This window comes from Novipirellula methanifontis, from assembly GCF_052161655.1.
Taxonomy (GTDB): domain Bacteria; phylum Planctomycetota; class Planctomycetia; order Pirellulales; family Pirellulaceae; genus Novipirellula.
In genome coordinates, this window is the sequence record NZ_CP197418.1 from 9,587,060 (window position 1) to 9,604,698 (window position 17,639).

Sequence of the window (17,639 nt, forward strand, 5' to 3'; positions counted from 1 at the left end):
GACATTCTCGGATCCAAGGTTAAAATAGTCCGATAGGGGTGGGAATTTGGATTTCAACGATTGCAACAAATCGGTGAGACAAATCCAGCTTTGTCGCGTCTAAGTGGCGAGCCGTTTTGGCAAGGAGTGCCGATAATACCTTTGGTGCCCTTTCCTCGTTCCCGATGTAATCGTCTCACTCTATGTTCCGCTCTTCTGCAAAACGACGACGAAATCGGTTGCAAAACCGCCGATTCGTTCGTTTCCAGCAGCTTGAGAAGCGAAACTTGCTAGCGGCTGCCCCGCTCGGAGCAACCGAAATGGACACCGGCGAGTTCCTGCTCGGCCGTGTCGCGGTAACTCCCGTCTTTTTCGAAAGCGACGGCAGTATCGACACTCAGTCTCAGAACTGGACGTCCGCTGAGATTGACGAAATGCTGTCAAAAATCGGTGAAGGCGTGAACTGGTGGGCCGAGACGCTCGACGGCTTGAATAGTGTCCATTCGCTTGAATTTGTGATCGATGACACGTATGCCAAGACGCCCGTTCAAACTCCTTACGAGTTGATCGATCGCAACAGCGAGGGTTTCGAATTAGCGGTCGGTAAATTCATGGACTCGCTCACCTACCCTGGATCGACGGCACTGCAAGACGCGGTTTTGGCGTTTAACCATGATCAACGTGTTAAGCTAAGCACGGATTGGGCGTTCACGATTTTTGTCGTCGATTCATCGGACGACATCGATCCCAAAACTGGCGAGCATGACGGATTTTTTGCACCGGGCGGCTTCTTCTCCGGAGCGTTTGCGTTCTCTGGTGGCCTATTTATGGTCACCCCATCGACCCGACCCGCATCCACGATCTCTCACGAAATGGGGCACATTTTCTGGGCGCGTGACGAATATCCCGGAAGCGGTTCGTGGACCGATCGACGTGGCTATTACAACGCTCAAAATCTGAACGCATCCAACAATCCAACCGGCGGATTTGTCCAAGAAGACAGTATCATGCGAGGCGGATATCCGCTCACCGTAGCCTACGACAATTACACCAGCCCCGCTTCGACATTGGCCCTTTTGGGTTGGCAGGATAGCGACAATGATGGCATCTTCGATGTCGCCGACGTGCCCCTGCAGCTAGAAGGAGTCGGCTATTTTGATACCGCAACCTCTACCTATCACTTGAATGGGCATGCTTTGGCGATCGCGCTAAAGAATCAGAATTCCGAGGGACCTCAGAGCGATATCACGCTGAATCGTGTCAGCCAACTACAGTACCGGCTCGATGACGGACCGTGGATCGTTGCGTTGGAGCCCAATCAACAAGTGGTGGATATCGATCTCGCGATTGTGATCGACCATGGGTTTTCCACAATCGAGTGGCGAGCGGTCGATCTGAAATCCACTGTGACTAGCAACATCATCCAGGGCACAATTCAATCGCCTGCGATCGCGTCCAGCAGCATCACCGGGTTTGCATTTCTTGACGAGGACGACAACTCGATTCGATCGGGCTCGGAATCGTTTATGAGCAACGTGTCGGCGACGATACGTCATTCCGACGGATCACCTCTATTCTCTGGCGAAGTCGATGCCAACACACTTCCAGAGGGCACAATCGCGAGCGACAGCCTGAGCGGGGTCGTCCTTACGAATCAAGGATCTTCGCTACAGCGTCAGCTGGGCGTCTTTGGCTCGGCGATTGCTAGCAACCAGCAGTTTTTCCAGTCTTTTGACCCACAAGTCATTGTGTGGAGCGAGCAATGGAACAAGAACAAGGCGTTTGTGGCCAAGTTCGACCAAGATGTTGGTGAAGTCGACTTGCAGATCTGGGGAACCAATTCAGCGGGCTCATCCTACGGACGCATCGAAGCCTACGATCGCAATGGAATATTGATCAAACGCGTCACAAGCGACGCAATCCAGTACGGCGCATCGATGCAATTAAGCATTCAAGATGATCACGGCGGCATTGCGGAGATTCGTGCGTTTGGACACGCCGAGACCTCGATCGCAATTTCGGATCTCCACTTTGGATTCGATGATCAATTGACCACTAATCAATCGGGGGCGTTGAAATTCAGCCATCTACCTGATGGTGAATACATTGTTCAACTCGCCACCGAAAATTTGATCTACGCACTGGATAATCCGGCGCCCGTCATCCAGGTCGCGGGCGGTACGAGCGATGACTTGGTCGCGATTGCCCGCCGCGTATCAAGCCCGCGACACAACCCCCAGATGGCTGGTGATGTAAATCTAGATCAGGTTGTTACGGCAAACGACGCCTTAATCATCATCAACGACCTCAACATCAATCAGCCGCGAACTTTGAAGGCCAACGAAACCCAAGGCCAACTGATCGACGTCAATAACGATGGTGTGATCACCGCCTTGGATGCACTGCTAGTCATCAACTCATTGACCGCCGATGGCAGCGCCGGTGAGGGAGAGATCCACTCCGAAGCGATGTTGGTGCAAGATTCGAGTGAAAGTGCAGGGCTAACGTCACACGGCGATGCGTCGCTGGCGACCGAGTCACAGATGGTCGAGTCACTGGGCAGCGAACCTCAGAACAGCGTCCAGGTGCGATCCCAGACGCTGCTCGACACCGCTTTTGCTCAATGGCCGGGTTCGACCGAGGTTGCACAAGGCGAAAACCAACACCGATTTGCAACGAATCGATTACCAGCCGAGTCAAACGGCCAATCGGATAACCAAAAACTCAAATTGTCACGGATCGCGATGACAACCCCCGCACAGCCCCAGATTGTTCCCTTCTCCGAAGAAATCTCGGAAAAGTTCCCCCAGAATTTAGTTGTGAATGAAAAGTCGCTAAGCACAATGGGGTCCGAGTCGATCGATTCAGACACCTTGACTGATAGCAACCTGACCTCATCAATCCCCGCAATCTAACGAATCGAAATTATTTTCCGGTGGAAAAATCGGAACCTTTTGAATATTGCGATCTCTAAACGACTACATAGTGTCGCTAGCCCGCATAGATTGCCCTGGATGTTGATAAGTTAGGAACGCCAGATAAGATAGGCTGGTCCGTATGTTTTTTCGACTTGGTCACTCTATGTCGATCTAAATCCAAGCTCTTACCGAATCATTTGACTGTGTCAGTCGTGTTCGGCATTGAGTTTTCCCCGAAAATCTCCTTCATCTTCCTGAGAAAAACAGATGAAACATCTGCGTCACTTGCTCCGTCGCTCCGGATGGCTGAGGGCCGACAAACGTTCTAACGATCAAGTCCAACGTGGTCAAAGGACCACACGACGTTTGAGCAGCGAAGCGCTTGAGCGACGGGAACTTCTCGCAGGCGACTTTGCAGCCGCTCATAACTACTTTCTCTCGCATGACGTCGACAACAACATGCGGGTTACCCCCATGGATGCGTTGACGATCATCAACCATCTCAACCGTAACGGCGGAAATTCTTCCGAAGTCGGTCAAGGGGAAGAGATCAAAGCGTTCGTGGATGTCAACGGCGACAACCGCGTAACCGCTGCGGATGCCTTGTCCGTGATCAACACACTGAACCGCATGGGCGAAGGAGCCGGCGAACCGCTGCTTGAAGTGCAATTGAGCGCTCGCGACGGCAACAGTGTTGAGCTGCCCCGTGACGCCAACGGCGCGTACAACGTCGCGGTCGGGCAGGTTTTTGAATTGGAAGTGGGTTACCTTGACCTTCGCGAAGACAAGATTTTCACGCTGCCCACCGGTACACCTGGCCAAACCGTTGACGTTCGGTTCCGCCAAGGGGTGTTCCAATTGGTAGCCGACATCGGAATTACCGGCGCCACCAATGCTCCCAGCCTGATCACGCCGATCATTGCTGAGACACAGCAGATCACGGTAGGCCAACAGATTAACGATCCGACCAAAACCCTTTCCTTGGACGTTTCATTGACGTCGGCTGGGGGTCAGGTCAGTACCGGAAAAGCTCGGATCGCGGCTGCGGATTTCACTGCGGATCCGACGGGCAGCTTGAAAACGGCTCTGGAATCGCTTAGCGATGCGAATGGCCTGTTTCTTGATGCGGGAACCACGGTCCAGGTGACACGCTTGGCAGCAGCGAATGCCAACGACTTCTTCTTGCAAGTTCGCTTCGGTGGCAATGATGCAGTTGGCGTGAATCAGCCTACGATCTTGATCCAACCTGTGATCAGCGTTGCAGGAGTGGGTGAATTCCCCTTCAATGATGCTGCGGTTACGAACAAAGAGTTCCGCACCGACAACGTGCTGCAAGGTGTCGATAGCAGCAGTAACCCTATCGGCCAACGTTACGACGTTGACTACGAGAGCCGCTCGCTGCCGAACCCAAATGGCGGTTCGGACCTTTTCCTCGGCAACCGACCCGCTATCGGATCGTTTAACCCGAATGCAGCGGACCCAGCTGAGGTGTTCAACGATATCGGCGGCCTTGGCCCGGTAATCGCAGGCGGTGTGCCTGAAGCACCCAACGGAAACGAAGATACGCTGGACAACGTCTTTGACGCACTGAGCATCCCGGTCTTCATCAATGCACCGGTACAAGGCTTGACCTTTGAGGTAACGCCGGGTGAAGACAGCAACGGCGAATCGTTCTTGATCTATGGATTCTTGGAAGAACCCGATTCCCAAGGCACCGACACCTCGCGTCCTGTCCCGTTGGATCAAGTTCGCTTTGACGCCGACGCCCGATTTGTAATCAACGCGACGGTCGATGGTGGCTCGACTCAACCTGGCACCATCGCAATCTCGCCAGCAACCCTTGACGTGGTCGAAGGCGATAGCGGCACAACGACAGCTACCTTCACCGTCACGCGAACCGGAGGCACCGACGGTGCTGTGTCCGTTCAGTTCGCTACGGCCAACGGTTCTGCGACAGCCGGAGAAGACTACGTTGCCAAGACACAAACGGTTACCTTTGCCGCGGGTGATGGAGTCGCTAAGACAATTACCGTTGACATTAACGGTGACATCGTGGTCGAACCCGACGAAACCTTCACCGTCACCCTCAGTGGTGCTACCGGTGGTGCAACGTTGGGAACAAGCACTTCGACCGTAACGATCACCAACGATGACGTTGCTGCGGGTGCGGGGACCATTTCAATTTCTCCTGCGACGATTTCTATCGCAGAAGGAAATAGTGGCACCAAGCAAGCAACGTTTACGATCACTCGCACCGGCGGTACCAGTGGTGCGGTGTCCGTTCAGTTCGCTACCACCAATGGTACAGCGACAGCCGGAGAGGACTACGTTGCCAAAACACAAACTGTAAACTTCGCAGATGGCGATGGAGCATCGAAGACCGTCACTGTTGACATCAATGGTGATATCATCGTCGAAGCCGATGAAACGTTCACTGCCAACCTCAGTGCAGCGACCGGCGGTGCAACACTGGGAACTTCGACATCCACAGTGACCATCACTAACGATGACGTGGTGACCAATGCGGGAACCATTTCGATTTCTCCTGCGACGATTTCTATCGCTGAAGGGAACAGCGGCACCAAGCAAGCGACGTTCACGATTGCCCGTACCGGCGGTACCACTGGTGCTGTTTCGGTTCAGTTCGCTACTGCCAATGGTACAGCGACAGCCGGATCGGACTACGTTGCCAAGACGCAAACCGTTAACTTCGCCGACGGCGATGGAGCTTCCAAGACGGTCACTGTCGACATTAATGGCGATGTAGCGGTCGAACCCGACGAAACCTTCACCGCCACCATCAGTGCTGCTACCGGTGGTGCATCGCTAGGAACGACCACTTCGACGGTGACCATCACCAACGACGACGTGGCGACCAGCGCGGGCACGATTTCGATCTCCCCCGCCACAATTTCGCTTGCCGAAGGAAACAGCGGCACCAAGCAAGTGACGTTTACGATTGCTCGAACTGGTGGTACCGCGGGCGCTGTTTCGGTTCAGTTCGCGACCGCTAACGGTACTGCGACAGCCGGATCGGACTACGTTGCCAAAACGCAAACTGTTAATTTTGCAGATGGCGATGGAGCTTCCAAGACAGTCACCGTTGACATCAATGGCGATACCGCAGTCGAAAACGACGAAACGTTCACCGCCAGCATCGGTGCAGTGACCGGTGGTGCATCCCTGGGAACAACCACTTCGACAGTTACGATCACGAACGACGATGTGGTCGTCGTGAATCCAGGGACCATTTCGCTCTCTCCGGCAACCCTCTCGGTTAACGAGAGCGGACCAGTTGCGACCTTTACGGTCACCCGAACCGGTGGATCTGACGGTGTGGTTTCAGTGGTGTTTGCAACGTCCAACGGCACCGCGATCGCAGGAGCCGATTACACCGGAAAGACACAAACGGTAACCTTTGCCGATGGCGACAGCACCGCTAAGACCGTCACCGTCACCATCCTCGAAGACACGGTCGACGAGCCGAATGAGACGTTCAACGTCACGCTGGCTAGTCCCACAGGTGGTGCCGTACTAGGTGCACAAGCCTCGACCGTGACGATCATTGATAACGACCCGACCGATACGGGAACCGGATCCACAGTCGCTGGCTCGATCTTCATCGATAAAGTTGAAAACCTTCAAGAAGTCATCAACTCGGCGGGTTCGGTTGCACCGTTCCGCGATGGCGTCAAAAACTCGAACGAGTCGGGCTTGGCCGGAGTTCGAGTGGAGCTTCGCAGAGCATCAGGCGAATTGGTGGCCACCGCGTTTACCGGCAGTGAAGGAAACTATCGCTTCACCGGCGTTGCCCAAGGATCCTATCGAATTCGATTTGGTGTTTCCGCCGCGAATACCTTCTTGGCCAGTGGCAATGAAATCCCAGTAACGGTAGGCCCCAGCGGCAGCAACGTCGCTCCGGGCAACCTTCCCGTTCTTGGTCTTTCGGCATCAATGTCCAACCTCGATATCCTGGCATCGAGCTACCTGCGAGGCAACTCGGGTGCCGCCAGTGCATCGGACAACGGACGTCGAGGCGGGTCAGTGGCACTTGATTCCTCAGGTCAACAGATCTTCTTCATGGCCGCCGAAGGCTTTGAAAACGTGGACTACAGCGAGCTGCTGTTAAACAGTGCCAAGGACGCTGCAATCTTGACCATCGTCGATGGAACTGACATCAAGAGTGCCCTGTTGGACAAGAGCGACTTTGTCGTTAGCCGTGATGGATCGGCTCTTCAATTCTTTGGTGGAATCGAAGAACTTGGCTTTGTCAGCACGTCGAACCCGTTATCGTCCCAAGGCTTCAGCCAAGCGGCGATTGATGCGTTGTTCAGCCGCGCAGCAGAGATCGCGAATAACAGCTAGTCGATTTCGACTCGCACTCACTTTTACTAAAGCCCTGATTGGTTTCCGCCAGTCAGGGCTTTTTTCGTGCCGTGAACTGGATCATGGGCCGCTGATTGGTGATCGACAAAAGGATGACGAGGGATTCAAGCCGTAGCTACGTTCGCCAGAACGTGGTCCACCGCGCACGCGAAGGTAGCTACATCGAAAGTATAAACACGCTAGTGCTGCAACGCAGCTTACTTTTAGGGTAGCGGAACTCGTCAAGAGTTTCGGATCGGCGAGCAAATACAACGAAAGTCTTGACGACTTCCGCTACCACCAACTCTAATTCTTAGCTGCGACGCAGCACTAGCCCCCCGCAGGAGCAACTGACTTGTGGTAAAACTTGATAATTGCTGAATATCAACTGTTTTCTCGATCAACTGTTTTCTCGGCAGACCAATCCGATTCATGGTTGCCGATAGCACCTGTTTTCCTCACCCAAACACCTCATTTTTGCGACTCCATTCATGTCGAACCAAGACGACGCCAATCCTTTCGCTCGCACAACGCCCCCGACCGCCACTCCGGACCCAGTTACAAACCCATACGTTCCTACATCGGATATGAGCTCGGTCGCACAGGTCGTAGGCAATGATCCTGAATCGATTCGCCGGCACTACCTCAGCCACGAAGCGTCCGTGAAATCGATTGGCACGCTTTACTTACTGGGGGCGATTATCATGATCCCGGTTGGTTTCTTCATCATGCTAGCTCCCTTGTTTTCGCAACAAGAAGAGCTGGGGATCCGAGTCGTCATGGGCGTAATGGGCCTTCTATATTTATCCTTAGGGTTGCTGCAAGGGTTCACCGCAGTCAGCCTATGGAAACTACGCCCCTGGGCTCGAATCGTCGCAATCGTCCTTAGTGTGATTGGTTTGATCGGCTTCCCGATCGGGACATTGATTTCGGCCTATTTCCTTTACTTGTTGCTAAGCGAAAAAGGACAGATGGTGTTTTCACCGGGCTACCAACAAGTGGTCGCACAAACGCCCCATATCAAATACAAGACATCCATTATTGTTTGGATCTTCTTGGGCTTACTGATCTGCTTGATTGCATTTGGCGTTATCGCTGCCGTCGCTGGCGGCTAATCACTGCCAGTATCGGCCCGCAATTCTAAAGAACGCGTCTGAATTCGAAGTGACATTTCGAATTCAGACCGAGGAACACTTGATCAGCATGCACACGATTCGACTCCGTTACCCGTGGACAAAACAACGGCATCAAGATGAAGCGGTTGTCGCTGAGTCGGCCGCGACTCGGGTGAACGTCCCCGAGCGTGATGAAGACATCGATGCGGCCGATCAGCCGCAGACAGCAACGTACTCACGCAACTTCAATCGGCCCACGGGAATCGAGTCGGACGACCGCGTCTGGCTGCGAATCACGAGCTGGCACGGCAAGCTAACGTCACTGCGTATTAACGGAATTCAGCAGCCGACCGGTAGGCCGCCGCTGGAAATCGAGCTTTCGGACCAATGGGCCCTGCATAACAAGATCGAGATTCAACTCGATCCCTCGGATGGTCACCCGGTTCGGCTGGATGGTGATGTCACGCTTGAGATCCATACAGGCGACGAAGCGAACGCGTGACCGCTATTCAACCGTATGAACAATCACCACGTTGTGAGCTTTTTTGACCACGCCGCTGCCGGTCACAAACACGATTTGGTCCCCCGATTTCAAATTTGCATTCTTGCGTCCCCAACCGCAAATCTCGTCGATAAATTCGGGCGTGTGCTCCAGATGCGATGACTCGATTGGCTTGATCCCCCACAACAAATTCATCCGCCTCAGCGTGTCATGGGAATCGCTCGCACCGAGCGTTGGGATTCGGCTGCGGCTTTTGCTTTTCACCCACGCAGTACCACCACTGTGGGTTCCAATCACAATCAATTTGGCCTGAATCGCCTCGGCAATATTAGTGGCAGCGATGGTCACAGCGGTCGTAATCGGATGAACGCGTGTGTTCGGTATTCGTTCGGAAATATTGTCTGACAGCATTTCACGTTCAGTACAAATCATAATCCGGTTCATCATTTCGACCGATTTGACGGGGTGCTCTCCAATGGCCGTTTCACCACTGAGCATACAAGCATCGGTCCCATCGAGAATCGCATTGGCGACATCGCTCACTTCGGCGCGGGTCGGACGACTGCTAGTATGCATCGACTCGAGCATCTGAGTCGCCACAATCACCGGCTTCATCTTCTCTTTGCAAACGCGGATGATCCGTTTTTGGGCCATCGGAGTTTCCGCGACATCAATTTCAACCCCTAGGTCGCCTCGCGCAACCATCACGCCATCGGAGGCTTCAACAATCGCTTCCAGCTGGTCTAACGCCTCGGGCTTTTCAATTTTGGCGATCACCATCGCATTACATTCGTAGCTGACGAGCAGGTTTTTGAGGGCTTGCACGTCCTCGGGCGATCGCACAAACGAAAGACTGATGAAGTCGATACTGTTTTGAGCGGCCCAGATCGCATTGTCGACATCCTTGGGTCGCATCGCGGAAACGGAAAGCTTGACTCCGGGCAGATTGATCCCTTGGCGACTGCGAACCGTGCCGCCGGCACTCACGCGGCACTCGGCACTATTGGCGGTAACCTTCTCGACTTTTAAAGCGACCAATCCGTCCGCCAACATCACACGATCGCCGGGCGAAAGCTCATCAATCAGACGAGCATACGAACTCGTCAATTCATGAACATCTTCAGAGTATTCACCACGAATGAAGGTCAGCTTCGCGCCGACTTCGCACACCAATGGATCCTCCACCAATTGCCCGAGTCGAATTTTTGGTCCCGCCAGATCCAACAACACGCCAGCATCAAATCCACACTGCTTGGATGCGGCACGGATATTCGCGAGCGTCAATTCATGTTCACTACGAGATCCATGAGCGGTATTGATGCGGAACACGTCCGCACCGGCTTCAATCAGTGCCGCTAACTTTTCGACCGATGCACAGGCGGGGCCGACCGTGGCCACGATTTTGGTACAGGATTCTTTGAGTGAGGGTCTAGACATACAATCCTTCCTAGCTAATGGTGTGGTTGGCCTTGCTTCCACGGCGATCAATCGATTGATTCCGTCAGTCAGCCCCGCGTCTGAATCTAAGGTCTAGCGGCTTGAAAAAGTAGGGCAGGCAACAACACCCTCATCAATTCCCTATCGTTTCCTTTGCTTTTTGCTTACTCACTCACAATCCTGGAGCCCCGAAACACGTGAACATTACGGACAAATCGCCAGTAGTGTTGGTGACCGGAGGCTCGGGTGGCTTGGGCTTGGTGATTGCTAGAACGTTTCTCGGTGCAGGATACCGCGTTGTCATTGCAGGTCGTGACACCACCCGACTTGAAACGGCCAAAACATCGCTCGCCCACAATCGGCACGTTGCCACCGCTTGCTGTGACGTGACTGAAAAACAGGGAGCCGAGCATGCGGTTCAGACCGCGGTGTCACAGTTCAGCCGACTTGATGTGCTGGTGAATTGTGTCGGGACAAGCGATCGGGGACTCGCTGAAAACTTGACTCTCGAACGACTCGACGAACTGATCCGCCAAAATGTTCACACCGCCCTGCTCTGCTCCGTCGCTGCGATTCCCCAACTCGAAATTCGTGAAGGGGTGATCATCAACATAGGTTCGCTCGCCTCCAAGGTTGGGGCTCGTTACTTGGGCGGCTACGTGACCGCGAAACATGCCCTGGCGGGTTTGACTCAACAAATGCGGCTGGAACTAAAACCACGTGGCATCCACGTGGGGCTGGTCAATCCGGGGCCGATACGACGCGAGGATGCGGGGGCACGCTACCAATCACGCGTGGAAGAAGACAAAAACGTCCCCGCTGCAGCAGCGAAGCCCGGTGGCGGAACCAAAATCAAAGGATTGGCCCCCGAATCGGTTGCCACTGCGGTGTTGAATTGTGTCCGCTATCGGCGGCCCGATATGGTGCTGCCACGCTACCTGCGGTTGCTGATCGCGGTGGGACATATCTCGCCGCGACTAGGAGATTGGCTGCTGCTGAAATTCACGTCATCCAAAGAATGAAGCGGAGCGATCAAGCCTTCGGCGCCGTCTGTTGCCGTTTTGCCCAGGCGGCCGCACCCATCGCGCCAGCGTCATCGCCAAGTGTCGCGGCGACCACGTCAAAGGTATCTTTGTAAACGGGCATCACATGGTCGCGGGCTGATTTCTTGACCGTTTTGACGATTATATCTTCCATCGCTTCGACCAATCCGCCGCCCAATACAATCTTGTCCGGTGACAGAATGTGAACGACATTCGCGACCGCGATTCCAATACTGCGTGCCGCCTCTTCGACAAGTTTACGAACGATATCGTCTCCCTTGGCAATCGCATCGGCTAACGCACCACTGCGAATCTCGCTCAAATCAGTACCTGAACTTTTGAGCAAGTTTGGCGCATCGCCACGAAACGCAGCCTTCGCCGCCTCGGCTGCGATCGTCAACCGACTGGCCTCGGCTTCGAGCGTGCCGGGGGTCGCCGATCCCGAAGCACGGGTGTCCGACGAGATCCGTGTGTGTCCGATTTCCATGCATGAAAAATTGGCGCCTTGCAGGATTTTGTCCTCATAAACACATCCCCCACCGACACCGGTTCCCGGAAAAATCCCGACGACACAACGAGCCTTTTTGGCGGCACCAAATTGGTACTCGCCATACACCCCCGCATCGACATCATTCAAGACAGTGACTTCACAGCCAAATCGTTTCTTCAGAACCCCCGCGACATCGACATCGTCCCACCCCAGATTAGGCGTGGTCAAAATGCGGCCTTTGGCTAGGTCAATGGGTCCGGGACATCCGATCCCAATGCCGGCAATTTGCTCTTTCGTCAGATCGTTTTCGTTAAGCAATCGCTCGATCGTGGACGCGATCCGTTCAATACCGCTATCCGATCCCTCGCGACCACGCGTTTTTCGCCGCCGGCGCCCGATTGGATTCCATTTTTCGTCGTAGGCAATCGCCAACATCTTCGTACCGCCAAGATCGAAGCCAATCCAAATGTTTTTTTCAGACGATGTCATGAATATTTCAACTAAACGTGAGGAATCGAAATTCGATCGGCGGAACCAAAAAGATGTAGAATCTCAGTACAAAATAAGAACGAAACTTACCCGCACAATCAACCCGCCTTCGGCCAGAGTGAAAGTGGCTTCGGAGCTCCGCAATTTAATGCTTCGATTGATGCCGTAGCGATCGATGTGATCCTTCAGCTATCAACCCATCCTTCCCCCTGTGCAATCGCGGCGATTTTCCTCTAAACCGCCGCGACACTTGGACGATCGGTTTGTAGAATTCGTGCGACTTCTTTTCCTCTTGAGAGTTCTGATGAAATTTCGCTTTCCCGTTCTGATCATTGACGAAGACTTTCGCTCCGAAAACACTTCCGGCCTAGGTATCCGCGCGCTTGCTGAGGCGATGGAGGGCGAGGGCGCCGAAGTGATCGGAGCGACCAGCTACGGCGACCTGTCGCAATTCGCCCAACAACAATCGCGGGCTTCGGCTTTTATTCTGTCGATCGATGATGAAGAATTTCTGACACCGGAAACCGAAGAACCGGCGATTGCGAATTTGCGAGCCTTTATCCAGGAGATTCGTTTCAAGAACAACGACATTCCGATTTTTCTGTATGGAGAAACGCGAACATCCAGTCACATTCCGAATGATATCTTGCGAGAACTGCACGGTTTCATTCATATGTTCGAGGACACACCCGAGTTTGTCGCTCGTCATATTCTTCGCGAAGCTCGCGCCTACACCGATGGTCTTGCCCCGCCGTTTTTCCGCGCGTTGGTGCACTACGCTAACGACGGTTCGTATTCGTGGCATTGCCCGGGTCACTCGGGCGGCGTCGCCTTTTTAAAGAGTCCCGTCGGACAAATGTTTCACCAGTTCTTTGGCGAAAACATGCTGCGTGCGGATGTCTGTAACGCTGTCGAAGAATTGGGACAACTTCTCGACCATACTGGTCCGATAGCCGCATCGGAACACAACGCGGCAAGAATTTTCAATGCCGACCATTGTTTCTTTGTCACCAACGGCACGTCGACCTCCAACAAGATGGTTTGGCACTCGACCGTTGCCTCGGGTGACATCGTTGTCGTGGACCGCAATTGTCACAAATCCATTTTGCACGCGATCATCATGACCGGTGCCGTCCCCGTCTTTTTAACCCCCACACGCAACAACCTAGGTTTGATCGGCCCGATTGCACTGGATGAATTTCGACCGGAAAACATTCAAAAGAAGATCGACGCGAACCCGTTTGCTCGTGAAGCCCAAGCAAAGCATCCCGATCGTAAACCCCGTATTTTGACGATCACACAAAGCACTTACGACGGCGTGGTCTACAACGTCGAAATGTTGAAAGAGCTGTTGGATGGACAAATCGACACATTGCACTTTGACGAAGCCTGGCTGCCACATGCTGCGTTTCATGACTTCTATCACAACATGCATGCCCTTGGACGCGACCGCCCACGATGCAAGGAAGCGATGGTCTTTGCCACGCATTCGACTCACAAGTTGTTAGCCGGCATCTCGCAAGCGTCTCAAATCCTGGTCAAGGAATCGGAGACACAGAAGCTTGACCGGCACCTCTTCAACGAAGCCTACTTGATGCATTCCTCGACGTCGCCTCAGTACGCGATCATCGCGTCGTGCGACGTCGCCGCTGCGATGATGGAACCGCCTGGCGGAACCGCATTGGTCGAGGAATCGATCGCCGAAGCTCTGAACTTCCGTCGTGCGATGCGAAAGGTTGACGCGGAGTGGGGCGATGACTGGTGGTTCCAAGTGTGGGGACCCGACGAGATCGTCGACGATGGCATCGGCACGCAAGAGGACTGGATTCTTCATCCCGATGATAACTGGCATGGCTTCGGAAATCTTGCTTCCGGCTTCAACATGCTCGACCCGATCAAGGCGACCGTGGTCACACCGGGGCTAAGCGTCAATGGCGAGTTTGCCGAATCGGGTATCCCCGCTTCGATCGTGACACGCTACTTGGCCGAACACGGAGTCGTCGTCGAGAAGACGGGCCTGTATTCGTTCTTCATTATGTTCACGATCGGGATTACCAAAGGGCGTTGGAACACGCTGCTCAGCGCGTTGCAGCAGTTCAAAGACGACTACGACAAGAACTTGCCGATGTGGAAGATTTTGCCTGAATTCTGTCAGGCGTTTCCGACCTACGAAAAAACGGGGCTAAAAAATCTTAGTCAACAGATTCACGACGCATACAAGACGCATGACATCGCCCGAGTGACCACGGAGATGTATTTGTCACCAATGCAACCGGCGATGAAACCGTCGGATGCCTACGCGATGATGACACACCGAGAAATTGATCGCGTGGAAATCGACAAGCTCGAAGGACGTGCGACAGCCGTGCTGTTAACACCGTATCCACCAGGCATTCCGCTGCTGATTCCGGGAGAGCGATTCAACAAAACCATTGTCGAATACTTGCAATTTGCCCGCGACTTCAACGAAAGATTCCCTGGATTCTATACGGATATTCATGGATTAGTCGAAGAAAACGTCGACGGAACACGCAAGTACTACGTGGATTGTGTACGGTAGCGAGCTGAGAAAAATGTTTTCCCACCTCCAGCTCCTTTTGAAAATCCCCGTATGACCGAGACAGCGGAAGCGAGCGGTGCGAATTCACCGCTTTCGACAGTGGATCCACCGACACGATTGTTTCCCATTATCCGCTGTATCGGCCCGGGGCTGATCGTCGCGGGATCGATCGTTGGCAGTGGAGAGCTAATCGCGACGACCAAAACCGGTGCCGAAGCAGGATTTAGTCTGCTCTGGCTGATCATCCTCGGCTGCGTCGTCAAAGTGTTCGCCCAAATTGAGTTTGGCCGCTACGCGATCGTGAGCGGCAAAACCACGCTAAGAGCGCTGGACGAAGTTCCGGGCCCTCGCATTCGTGGCCGTGGCAATTGGTTGGTCTGGTATTGGGTGCTGATGTGGATCGCCAGCATCAGTCAACTCGGCGGCATCGTCGGTGGAGTGGGGCAATCGTTGGCGATCAGTTTGCCGCTGACCGAGCGAGGTGCGGACTATAACGAAATCGCAGACGCCGAAACGCTGCTGCAGTTCCAGCGATACGCACCGGATGACATCACCGTCGACGTCTCCGCAGCCGAAGAACAGATCGCGACCCGCACACAAGCGTACCGCGATCAACACCAGGACACGACACCGGCGACCATTTCCGCTCCGAACGATGCGGCCATTTGGGCGACCGTTGTGGCATTGATCACCAGCGTGGTGTTGTGGGTCGGCCGCTACGGATTGATCCAGTCGCTGTCGACAATCCTTGTCGCATCTTTCACTCTGCTGACGATCACGAATCTGTTCTTCTTGCAAGACCAACCCGATTTCCGGGTCAGTCTTTCCGAATTCTTCAGTGGTCTTAAATTCCATCTACCTGCGAGCGGTGGCGAAGGAGGAAGTGAAACGGCACGTCCAATTGGCACCGCGCTGGCCACCTTCGGAATCATTGGCGTGGGGGCTGCCGAGCTTGTCGTCTATCCTTATTGGTGCCTAGAAAAAGGGTACGCCCGCTTCGTGGGAACCGACGATGGATCCCCCGAATGGCTGCGACGTGCTTCGGGATGGATGCGAGTGATGCGAGTGGACGCCTGGGGGGCGATGGTCGTTTACACCTTTGCCACGATCATCTTCTACCTGCTTGGCGCGGCGATCCTGCATCGCGTGGGGCTGAACCCTGAAAAAGACAACATGGTCCGCACGCTGGCGGTGATGTTCGTTCCCGTATTTTCGCAATGGGCGTCGGCGGTCTTTTTGTTTGGCGCCTTCGCAGTTCTCTACTCGACCTACTTTGTGGCAAACGCGAGCCATGCGAGAACATTTTCGGACGCAATGTGTGTAGTGGGACTGATCGGCGACGATCCGCAAACGCGAGAAAAATGGATCCGCTGGCTCAGCGGAGCGTTCCCACTATTGTGCTTGTTGATTTACCTGGCATTCCCCGCACCTGCGCAATTGGTATTACTAAGCGGCGTGGCGCAAGGCGTGATGCTGCCAATGTTGGCGGGTGCGGCTCTGTATTTTCGCTACCATCGCTCTCGACCTGAACTGACGCCTGGAATCCTGTGGGACATCATGCTGTGGCTCTCTGCCGCCGCAATGTTGGTCACTGGAGCATGGACCGTCGCAGAAAAATTCCTTGGCTAATTTATTGACAAACGAACACTCCAAACCTGAACTGCCTTCGCTGCCAGCACGAACTTCCGAAGCCGCGTTATACGACGTCGCTAAGGACTTGCCCGGCAACCGCATCCTCAGCACGTCGCTGGGTCGCGGACAGGCGGCACGTTGGTTGTACCGAGACCGCAGCGATGCGAACATTTCGCTGTGGTACCTCGATCAATTCCAACAACGACTCGCGGTTGCCGACCACGAAGCCGACATCAACGCGCTGCCCGAGCCTCCTTTGCCGGTTCCCAATCACTCGCTTTCGATTGTGTGTGACACGGACTTACCCGAGGGCGAAATCGATCTCGCGTTGATCCCCTGCTCAGTGCGTGGCGAAGCCGAATTGCAACGTGATTTGCTGCAACAAGCTTATACCCGTCTTGCCGTCGGCGGCCGGCTTGTGACCAGCGTCGATAATGTGAACGACCGCTGGCTACACGACCAACTGAAGGCCTTTGGAACGAAGATCAGCGTCCGACACGGCGACGATGCTGTGGTCTATGTACTTCGCAAAGACCAGGAACTGAAACGTCAACGAAGCTTTGATTGCGAATTCACTTTTCGCTATCAAGGGCAAACGATCACGGCGATCACGCGACCGGGTGTGTTTTCGCATCGCCGACTCGATGCGGGCGCCAAAGCGTTGATGGACGCCGTCACGGTCGAATCGGGCCAACGGTTGATCGATATCGGCTGTGGCTGTGGATCGGTTGCGATGGCGTTGGCGATGCAAGCCGACGGCATCCATGCCTTGGCGATCGACAGCAACGCCCGGGCGATCCAGTGCACACAGATGGGGGCGGAAAAGAACGGCCTCGCTGACTTTGACGCCCGATTGACCTGTGATGGAGAATGCGAGTCGCCGTCCAGCTATGATGTAGCAGTGGGCAACCCGCCTTATTTCGCGAATTTCCAGATCGCCCGACTGTTTGTCGACGCAGCCAAGCGAGCTCTGCGACCGAGCGGACGCATGTATATCGTGACCAAACAGCCCGAATGGTACGAGGAAAATCTGGTGATCCAGTGGCACGATATCCGCGTCATCCCTGGCAAACAGTACGCGGTGGTCGAAGCCTGGAAATAGTTTTTCC

Annotated in this window: 10 protein-coding genes; 8 read left to right on the top strand and 2 right to left on the bottom strand. The window is 54.3% G+C overall.

Features of this window, described 5'->3' with window-relative positions:
- Positions 1 to 218 precede the first annotated feature (218 nt).
- The 4 genes from SH528x_RS34060 to SH528x_RS34075 all read left to right on the top strand — a co-directional run bounded on the left by SH528x_RS34060 (position 219) and on the right by SH528x_RS34075 (position 8,879).
- The gene (locus SH528x_RS34060) at positions 219 to 2,894 is read left to right on the top strand and encodes a dockerin type I domain-containing protein (protein WP_442507871.1); all 2,676 of its coding nucleotides are present in this window, start codon (positions 219 to 221) and stop codon (positions 2,892 to 2,894) included.
- Between the two features lie 270 nt (positions 2,895 to 3,164).
- Entirely contained in the window at positions 3,165 to 7,262 is a 4,098-nt protein-coding gene (locus tag SH528x_RS34065; protein WP_442507872.1) for a Calx-beta domain-containing protein, read from the top strand.
- A gap of 491 nt (positions 7,263 to 7,753) precedes the next feature.
- Entirely contained in the window at positions 7,754 to 8,377 is a 624-nt protein-coding gene (locus SH528x_RS34070) for a hypothetical protein (protein ID WP_442507873.1), read from the top strand.
- A gap of 49 nt (positions 8,378 to 8,426) precedes the next feature.
- Complete coding sequence (locus tag SH528x_RS34075; protein WP_442507874.1) at positions 8,427 to 8,879, top strand: hypothetical protein; 453 nt, start codon at positions 8,427 to 8,429, stop codon at positions 8,877 to 8,879.
- Positions 8,880 to 8,882: 3 nt separating this feature from the next.
- Here SH528x_RS34075 and pyk read toward each other — a convergent pair whose 3' ends face one another.
- On the bottom strand, positions 8,883 to 10,316 hold the full coding sequence (gene pyk / locus SH528x_RS34080) for a pyruvate kinase (RefSeq protein WP_442507875.1): 1,434 nt from the start codon (positions 10,314 to 10,316) through the stop codon (positions 8,883 to 8,885).
- A 197-nt stretch (positions 10,317 to 10,513) separates the two neighbouring features.
- Between pyk and SH528x_RS34085 the strand changes: the two genes are divergently transcribed.
- Positions 10,514 to 11,338 (top strand): SDR family NAD(P)-dependent oxidoreductase, encoded by an 825-nt coding sequence (locus tag SH528x_RS34085; protein ID WP_442507876.1) that lies wholly within the window; start codon positions 10,514 to 10,516, stop codon positions 11,336 to 11,338.
- Positions 11,339 to 11,348: 10 nt separating this feature from the next.
- Here SH528x_RS34085 and SH528x_RS34090 read toward each other — a convergent pair whose 3' ends face one another.
- Complete coding sequence (locus tag SH528x_RS34090; RefSeq protein WP_442507877.1) at positions 11,349 to 12,338, bottom strand: ROK family protein; 990 nt, start codon at positions 12,336 to 12,338, stop codon at positions 11,349 to 11,351.
- A 304-nt stretch (positions 12,339 to 12,642) separates the two neighbouring features.
- Here SH528x_RS34090 and SH528x_RS34095 point away from each other — a divergent pair, with 304 nt between their 5' ends.
- The 3 genes from SH528x_RS34095 to SH528x_RS34105 are packed head-to-tail and all read left to right on the top strand — an operon-like array spanning position 12,643 to position 17,632.
- Entirely contained in the window at positions 12,643 to 14,898 is a 2,256-nt protein-coding gene (locus SH528x_RS34095) for an Orn/Lys/Arg decarboxylase N-terminal domain-containing protein (protein ID WP_442507878.1), read from the top strand.
- Between the two features lie 51 nt (positions 14,899 to 14,949).
- A complete protein-coding gene (locus SH528x_RS34100; protein WP_442507879.1) occupies positions 14,950 to 16,527 on the top strand; it encodes an Nramp family divalent metal transporter in 1,578 nt (525 codons plus the stop codon).
- A gap of 4 nt (positions 16,528 to 16,531) precedes the next feature.
- Positions 16,532 to 17,632 (top strand): class I SAM-dependent methyltransferase, encoded by a 1,101-nt coding sequence (locus SH528x_RS34105; protein WP_442507880.1) that lies wholly within the window; start codon positions 16,532 to 16,534, stop codon positions 17,630 to 17,632.
- Positions 17,633 to 17,639 lie beyond the last annotated feature (7 nt).